The organism is Vibrio sp. 10N.222.49.C9, from assembly GCF_041474985.1.
GTDB classification, from domain to species: Bacteria; Pseudomonadota; Gammaproteobacteria; order Enterobacterales; family Vibrionaceae; genus Vibrio; species Vibrio crassostreae_C.
Genome location: NZ_JBFRVD010000340.1, coordinates 1 through 348 on the forward strand (window position 1 = coordinate 1; position 348 = coordinate 348).

The window sequence follows — 348 nt, forward strand, 5'->3', positions numbered from 1 at the left end:
GATCAATGATCCTCCCCAAGAATTATGGGGGCCGGAACTATCGATCGAACAGAGTCAAGGGCTTGGCTGTTGGCTTGATGGTTGTGCTCGCATGTATCAGCATCATTTAGAGCAGGCAGAGATTGAGGCGGCCTACTCTTATCTGTGTTTAGCACAAGGTCGATTAGAACAGGTGATCAGCCGGGCTGAAGTGGATCAAAACATTCGTTTATGCTGTTGTCGTAGGCTTGAGCAGATCATGGTGTTGATCGTTGAGTTTTGCAAGAAGCAACATGAAAAGGCGTGGCGCGCTGAGTTAAGCAATCAAATTGAATCTCATGTTAAGTTCTTAACGCTTTATCCGCTCAA

Annotated in this window: 1 pseudogene; it reads left to right on the forward strand. The window is 46.3% G+C overall.

Annotation, left to right across the window (positions count from 1 at the left end):
* Positions 1-348, forward strand: a pseudogene (locus AB4585_RS23425) (hypothetical protein); the annotation flags it as partial.